A 7,800-nucleotide genomic window follows, 5' to 3' on the forward strand; every position below is an offset into this window, starting at 1 on the left:
CAACTCGGCAGGGAAGTTGATCAGGTCTATTGAGCAGTTGCGATCGCAAATAGCCCAAAGTAAAACCCCTAACCATGACGGCTAGGGGCAAGCATCACACCCTTCCTTACTGGAGAAAGCAATTGGAAAGAACTGTTCTTAGGTTAACAGGTGGCCGATCGCATTCCAATCTCAGCTAATCCCCTAACTTTCTGAATTTTTTGGGGTGGTAAAGGGTGCGATCGCTAAACAAGGGGGCCATTGAACTGGAAATGCGATCGCATTATTCATCTGGCTGTTCAGTCTTTGGTTGATCGGATGGCTTAATAATCCCTGCTTTCTGTAATTCAAGCATTTCTGCTAATGCTCCTTTATAAATCCATTCACCGCAAGCNATTGAGGCATCACTTAAGAATAATTTACTTGTAGGTTGACAATACCTGTACTCATGATCTAACATTTGTACACGTGTACATCAAAGGATGTACAACGTACACGTAAAGCGTCAGTACCTTGAAAATTAAGGATGTACAGGTATGTACAGTATCTCAGAAATTTCTCAGTTAACAGGTTTATCTGAGGGGCATCTGTCCCGACGAGGTGGAAAGTCACCTTTGTCCCGCGTTAAAGAAACGGTTACATGGACAGAGATTTTTAATGTCAATGAGGACACGGGAGAGGAAATGTTGACTGAGGAAGGCTACGGTTATCTGTTGGACTATTTAAGTTGTTGTGGGAAAGATGGCACTATGACCTATGAGGAATGGCAACGGTCAATCTCCTTAGAAAATGATCAACCCGTTGCTTTAGTCCCAGTTGAACCCTACCAGCCTGAACTTTCACCCGTCCCAGATGCTCATCAAGCCATCAACAATCTGAAATCCCAACTGCTAATCATGGCCGATGAAGTCGGAGTTCAAAACAAACAGTTTGGCGCTGAACTGGCTCACCGAATGTTCACCCCTCTGGCTGAAAGTTTCACCGTAACCTCTGAGGAAATTCTCAAGCGCTCATTCGGAGGGAACCAAAGTGCTTAATTGGCTTTTTGGTGGAGAAGCAACTCCCAGTAATGAACCCTATGAAGCGAAAATCATCAGTCAAGATCATTTGCAGATAAAAGATAAAGAGACTGGTGAAATCTCTAACGTTTATGCAGACAATTCAGTTCTTAATCGTCGCTGGAGGATTACGCGCAACGAATACTATAAAGACTCAGACGGTCAACTTCGTAAGATTTGTTCTTACGACAACAAAGGNGAGAAGCAACTCCCAGTAATGAACCCTATGAAGCGAAAATCATCAGTCAAGATCATTTGCAGATAAAAGATAAAGAGACTGGTGAAATCTCTAACGTTTATGCAGACAATTCAGTTCTTAATCGTCGCTGGAGGATTACGCGCAACGAATACTATAAAGACTCAGACGGTCAACTTCGTAAGATTTGTTCTTACGACAACAAAGGAAGTTAACTTTTTCAGTTCTTTGGAAGTAATGATTCACTTTCTACTCGGAAATAGCTTTATGCTCATCCTCTGGCTGTGGGCAAAAGCCGCCTCAATCCCGGTTAATCAGTTAGCATCCCAACACATTGATAAAGTGGCTCAAATGTACGCCAAGACGGAAATCTGGGATGAGAATCTAGCCGTCAGTTTTGCAAAAGTTTCGGCAATCGTTAAGGAGATTGATTAAATGTTTGGACTACGCAAGAAGCAAAACAGTTCCATCGGTTCACAGTCCATGAGTGAGGCTCAAAGCATTCTTGAAAGTGCTAATACAGCGCCCCCAATCAGCAACAATCAGTACAACTTTGCTGAACACTACCGAGGGAATTTCACCGGGATTGAACGCCTCACACCAGAGGAGGTTGAAGCCGCTAAACTGCAAGCCAAAGAGCTGAAAGAACAAGTCACCTTACAACGGGGAAAGTTCAGTGCTGATACCGACAGTTTGGAGTCCGTTAAACGCATCTACAAATCAGAGGAAAGTCACAAACGTCAACGACTGGGAAAGATTTTAGACGCACGGGATGGCGAGATTAAAACAGGAGAATATCTCAACGGAAAACTCAAACCCGGACTGCATGAACAGAACCAACGGCTATCACTTTCTCTGGTCAAAGGAGAGGCGTTAATTGGACGCATTGATGAACGGTTCCAACTGCGGCGAGAAAAGGTCAATCAACTGAAGGAAACGCTCTATGCTTAGTACCCGGTACGCTGACTTAATAGCCCTCAGTTTGGCATCATTTAATATTGCCTTACTGGTAGCCCGATNTCTATGCTTAGTACCCGGTACGCTGACTTAATAGCCCTCAGTTTGGCATCATTTAATATTGCCTTACTGGTAGCCCGATTGATTCAGCCTAATCTAGTTTGGTGGCAGTGGGTATTAGTAGTTTTACTACTCGCAAAAACCATCATTCTTGGGGGACTGCTTGTCTACTATGCTGAGTCAAACAAGAGCAGATTTCATCAAGTCAAAACCGCTTTTGTAGTGATTTCTGCAATCACAGGAGTGAATCTAGCGTGGCTCTAATCTCTATACCTGAAAGGATTGATAGACGAGTTAGTTTCTGGTTGGGTTGTACTGGACTGTTATCAGTTCTCTCATTGTCACCAAAGCTTGACATTTTGTTGAAAACAGTCGCATCCTCAACCGCTCTTGGTTGTAGTATCCTAGCCTACGACACCAACCACAAAAACAAACCCATCGCCATCAGTGAACGGCAACGGGTAGACAGTGAATTAAACGTGTTGACCGATTTTATCACNAACCACAAAAACAAACCCATCGCCATCAGTGAACGGCAACGGGTAGACAGTGAATTAAACGTGTTGACCGATTTTATCACAGCTCAGGAGACAAGCCAGACTGAAGAAATCCAGTATGATTTGTTAACCCAGATTGAGCAATTTTTCAACAGAGGTAATCGACAGTCAGAGCCTACTGTTGAGCAGTCATCCGTAGTTGAAGCGTCGCCTGTTCTCTCAGAGGTTATTGAACCTAAGTTAGTAGACGAACACGACAACAACTAAGTAGTTCATAGGGGTGTAAATCACCCCCTGATTTATTGCAGAACAGTATGAACGATGAGACTACTAAAAATTGGCTATCATCCAAACATCATTCTTGACAACTTAATCTGAGGTTGAATAATGGAAGATAAACACCTAGCATCAATAGCTAACTCAATTGGTCAAATTCATTGCAAGATAGTTGACTTAGCTAGAATATTTGACAACTACAACAAAGAGTTTAGACTGATTCGAGATGAGCTTGAAAACGTTGTTGAAAAATTCGACAAGTTAACAACCTTTAAAAACATTGGATTCAATGAGCATCGCATCTCTTTCTATAAATATTCTCCATCTTCTGAAGAAAAACCTAGTGAGTTATACATCAGCTTTGGGGCTGATAGTCTTGACCTTGAAGGGAAAGATGCTGAGAGAATCTATCAATGGCTTCAATCTACTTCTCAGTACAAGCTATGAATTCTAACCCTCAACAACAATTCTGGGACTGGGTAGAAAACAATATTGCAGATGCTTTAGGCTACCCAGTCTTTTCTATTGGTCAAGAAGTTTTGTTTGAACGCTTTGGTCANGGGTAGAAAACAATATTGCAGATGCTTTAGGCTACCCAGTCTTTTCTATTGGTCAAGAAGTTTTGTTTGAACGCTTTGGTCAAATTGTTGTAGGTGAAATTGAGTCCTATGTGATTGGCGTTGAAGAGGGCGGTGAAACCTCTCTCCAATATTGGCTCTGTTTTGACGGGAAAATTTGGGGAAACTGTTACTCACACGAAGAACTGCTCAAGCTCAACCCGATCGCAAACAATCTACCCCGCTCTAGGATGTACTATGACCGCCAAAATCCGACTAACTGCAACGGAACAAGAGATTGAGAACTGGAAGGCCTTCTTTGACCTCCTAGCCCGTGCCAATGTCATCCAATTGTTACAGGTCTCTGACAATTACAACGACTACAGAGGTCACAGCCAATATCAACGGGTTTACTTGGAAGCTGAGTTACTGGGTAATGTCAGTTCTGCTGAGGGGGTGATGCCGTTAGAGGGGAGAGAGGATGNCAAGTTAGACCAATGCTCGTAACAGGTATGTAACTTGCGACGAAACCTGATTCGGATTTTGGCGAAAGCTGATTAACTCCCATGTGAATCTGATGAGAATGCTTTAAATTAGTTGCGTTGTTTGTTGACTTAAGACAATAGCTTTTGATATTGTATTTCCTTAACCAGCCAATTTTAGGCTCAACAACAACACAGAGAATATACCTAGAGAAAGGCAGTCGCAGACTAAGGCAGAAACTGACCCCTACAACCCTAGATTCCACGCGAAGCTTGGTGGGGCGACAGGTACCCGGAAGGAAACCACAAAAGGTTTTGATATGGCACCTTACGACTGTTTGCTTGTGTGATAGAGGTCGGGGGGTCATGCAGGCGGAAGCTCTCTAAATCAAGTTTATCTGGGGCTTGACGACACGTATCGGAGAGTGTGCGGAGTTGCTGTGCCTAAAAATGGCTGGTTTTACTTTGCAATGTCCACAAAATCAACGGGTTCGGTCACAAAAAATAAACCGAACCCAAGAAATTCAAATGAAGCATAACCAGAATTCAGATGAATTATAATTCAAAATCATTCCAAAGTAAAGACCTTTCTGACAAACACTGCCAATACAGACAGAGACTAGNTGATCAGAAAACCGGAAAATATCAGTGCTGGACTTGTGGAGATACCAAGCTGATTGCTAAGATGCTGACGGCAAAAGAGAGAGAACACCGCGAATATCTCAACGGTCACTCCTATCACCCCAGTTCATCACGTCCTAGCTCACGGCAAAAGCCACTACCAACTGTTGAACTGGCAAGGCTAGCTGAACTGCCTAAAATTCCTCAACCCATCACCAAAGGCAATCAAGTTATCACCGTCTATCCCTACGCATCTGGGCAGGAAGTAAGACGCTTTGAGCAGTTTGAGGGAAGTGAGCGACTTGGTAAAAAAGTCCTACCCTATCACCAACAAGACACCAAGATGGTAACAGGCAAGGGTGACTTACCCTGGAATGCTTACCGGATTAACGAGGCAATCCGTCATGGTAAAGGTAAATGGGTGTTAGGCGTTGAGGGTGAGAAATGCGTTGAGGCAGCCCGTGAGAATCAGATTGTTGCCATCACCTGGCAAGGGGGAAGCTGGACGCTTGATGACATCTTAGCTGACCTGCTGACACTCAAACGCTCAGGAGTTAAAGGACTTCTCTACCTTCCAGACCATGATGAAGCCGGAACCAATAAAGCAGAGAAAGTCATCAAAGCAGCCCAACAGATAGACTTTCCCATTGCGNCATGATGAAGCCGGAACCAATAAAGCAGAGAAAGTCATCAAAGCAGCCCAACAGATAGACTTTCCCATTGCGGTCATTAACCCGGTTGAACTGTGGTCAGAGATGCCAGAAAAAGGTGATATTGCTGACTGGATTGAACAAGTTGAACTGACACCCGATGAACGGGTTAAACAGTTAGAGCAAACTGCAAGACTCATCACTCCACAACCGCAGAATCAACCCTTAGAACTACCAGTCAGTAATGTCAAAGGCAAAGACAATAAAGCAATTAAAATTGCAATGGAACGCGACAGAGCAAGACAAGTAATCGGTAATCAACTGAGGTTCAATGAACGCACCCGTGAGATTGAAATTTTCTGTGAAGAAACAGGCAATATGGGTGAACGTTTTGACCTGGAATTTCCAGACATTCAATTGGTTAAACACTGGGGATTAGGGCTTGAACTGAAAGAAAAAAACACCGAGGGTGTTATCCAAGAGATAGCGAAAGAAAACTCCTATGAACCTGTGAGAGACTACCTTGAGGAGTGTGCAGAACGATATAGAGACACAAACATCTTAGACAACCTGGCAGAAACCTTGTTTGGTGCGACTGAACCCATACATCAAACAATTTTCAGAAAGACGCTTATCAGTGCTGTGGCGAGAGTTTATGAGCCAGGATGTAAGTGTGAATCAGTGACAATTTTATTCAGTCCTCGCCAGGGGATTAACAAATCAAGAACTTGGCAAACGTTGTTTGGACAAGAATACTTCTGCGACAACGTAGGAGACATTTCAAACAAAGATGAAGTAGCAAAACTGCATCGCGTCTGGGGCTGTGAATGGAGTGAGCTTGAAAGCATTACCAGTAAGAGAGATGTGGCAAAAATCAAATCATTTCTCTCAACGTCAATTGATTTAATCCGTAAGCCTTACGGACGTGGAAATAAACCCATACCCAGACGGGCTATTATTGTCGGAAGCACAAACAGAGACGACTTTCTACGGGATGATACAGGCAACCGCAGATTCAATATTATTGAGGTTGACAAATCAGAAATTGATATTGACTGGCTCAAGGAACACCGCGATCAGATTTGGGGTGCTGCTGTTCATCTTTATAAGCAAGGGGAAAAATGGTGGCTGACCGCATCTGAGCAGAAGCAATCCAACGAGATCAATGAAGACTTCAGAGATGAATTGCCCCTAGAGCAAGAGATTGCCGATTTGGTTGCAGGCAAGGATAAAGTTACAACTCGCTGGATAATCGGAGAAATCAAATCTGTAGAGACGGACAGATACGCAGATCAAGATAAAGTCTCAAGAGTTATCAGCAAAGTTTTAAACCGACAAGGCACATGGAAACGCAAAAAGTTTAGGGATGATGATGGTAACTCTGTGAGGGGTTACGTCAGAGTCAATCAGGAACAGACAGAACTCTCGGTCGAGACTGTTCCACAGACTAGCGAAACAAATTCAGGAACTGGAACGCCTATGTGGAACGCCTCCAAACCCTCTCCTAGTAGTGATTCTGGCGGTCGCGTTCCACACGTTCCGCAAAAAAAACAGACTCCACAAGAAAATAACAAACCAGACACACAACCACAGCCTGAACCGATCCAAACTCAAATCAAGAACAGCCTCTCTGACGCGGTGATGTTCAAACGTATCAGTCAGAAAGAGTTCTTCAGTCGTTTCCCAGATCACCCAGAAGAAACAGAGGCAGTCATCAAACAAGCTGAGGCAATAGGTCGGATTTATCGCAAAGATGGCTACATTTACAGCATGAGTGAGCCCAAGTTAGACGCAAAAGACAGAGTTAAGATTGTGGATGGGCAATTCAAAGGTCGCTACGGCTCTGTTGACAGATACAACGGATTAAACAAAAGTCAAACCCATACCTACATTGTCCTAATGGACTTGGGTTATAAAACTGAACCTTTGATATTGCCAGAAAACGAGCTTAAACGGATTTAACCGTCAGNATTCAAAGGTCGCTACGGCTCTGTTGACAGATACAACGGATTAAACAAAAGTCAAACCCATACCTACATTGTCCTAATGGACTTGGGTTATAAAACTGAACCTTTGATATTGCCAGAAAACGAGCTTAAACGGATTTAACCGTCAGAGATACAACAAACAAGTAATGAATAATCCATCCAAACGCCGCAAGGGGCGGGTTGGAGTGTCATGTCATAATGGAATTCTACGGCTATCACTTCCCCGTTTTGTGTGTGGAGGTGAACGGAGATATTTATATTTAGGATTAAAAGACACTCCAGTTAACCGCAAGCTTGCAGAAGCAAAAGCCCAACAAATTGAGACAGATATTGTCTACGAGCGCTTTGACTCAACTCTTGAGCGTTATCGCCCACAAAAAACAGTCATTCCTGAACAGAAACCCAGTCAAGAAACCCTAGCTCAACTCTACAAACAGTACATAGAAACCAGACGTTCAAGTGTCAGACCGGGAACATGG

6 protein-coding genes are annotated in these 7,800 nt (G+C 43.5%); all 6 read left to right on the forward strand.

The genetic code is table 11. The features are described from left to right. The first annotated feature begins 515 nt into the window (after positions 1-515). On the forward strand, positions 516-1,016 hold the full coding sequence (locus tag WN50_RS13045) for a hypothetical protein (protein ID WP_049559372.1): 501 nt from the start codon (positions 516-518) through the stop codon (positions 1,014-1,016). Positions 1,017-1,470: 454 nt separating this feature from the next. After that, the gene (locus WN50_RS32215; protein ID WP_049560285.1) at positions 1,471-1,668 is read left to right on the forward strand and encodes a hypothetical protein; all 198 of its coding nucleotides are present in this window, start codon (positions 1,471-1,473) and stop codon (positions 1,666-1,668) included. Next, on the forward strand, positions 1,669-2,184 hold the full coding sequence (locus tag WN50_RS13060; protein ID WP_049559378.1) for a hypothetical protein: 516 nt from the start codon (positions 1,669-1,671) through the stop codon (positions 2,182-2,184). 950 nt (positions 2,185-3,134) lie between these two features. Continuing rightward, entirely contained in the window at positions 3,135-3,470 is a 336-nt protein-coding gene (locus tag WN50_RS13075; RefSeq protein WP_046279936.1) for a hypothetical protein, read from the forward strand. A 2,241-nt stretch (positions 3,471-5,711) separates the two neighbouring features. Then, the gene (locus tag WN50_RS37555; protein WP_425354805.1) at positions 5,712-7,295 is read left to right on the forward strand and encodes a virulence-associated E family protein; all 1,584 of its coding nucleotides are present in this window, start codon (positions 5,712-5,714) and stop codon (positions 7,293-7,295) included. A gap of 172 nt (positions 7,296-7,467) precedes the next feature. Continuing rightward, positions 7,468-7,800: Arm DNA-binding domain-containing protein (locus WN50_RS13095; RefSeq protein WP_049559396.1), on the forward strand; the 333-nt coding region annotated here is incomplete at its 3' end.

It is taken from the genome of Limnoraphis robusta CS-951 (genome assembly GCF_000972705.2).

Excerpts from the sequence above, each read along its gene's own strand:
- WN50_RS13045 (WP_049559372.1), top strand. The coding sequence starts at position 516 with ATGTACAGTATCTCAGAAATTTCTCAGTTAACAGGTTTATCTGAGGGG.
- WN50_RS32215 (WP_049560285.1), top strand. The coding sequence starts at position 1,471 with ATGATTCACTTTCTACTCGGAAATAGCTTTATGCTCATCCTCTGGCTG.
- WN50_RS13060 (WP_049559378.1), top strand. The coding sequence starts at position 1,669 with ATGTTTGGACTACGCAAGAAGCAAAACAGTTCCATCGGTTCACAGTCC.
- WN50_RS13075 (WP_046279936.1), top strand. The coding sequence starts at position 3,135 with ATGGAAGATAAACACCTAGCATCAATAGCTAACTCAATTGGTCAAATT.
- WN50_RS37555 (WP_425354805.1), top strand. The coding sequence starts at position 5,712 with ATGGGTGAACGTTTTGACCTGGAATTTCCAGACATTCAATTGGTTAAA.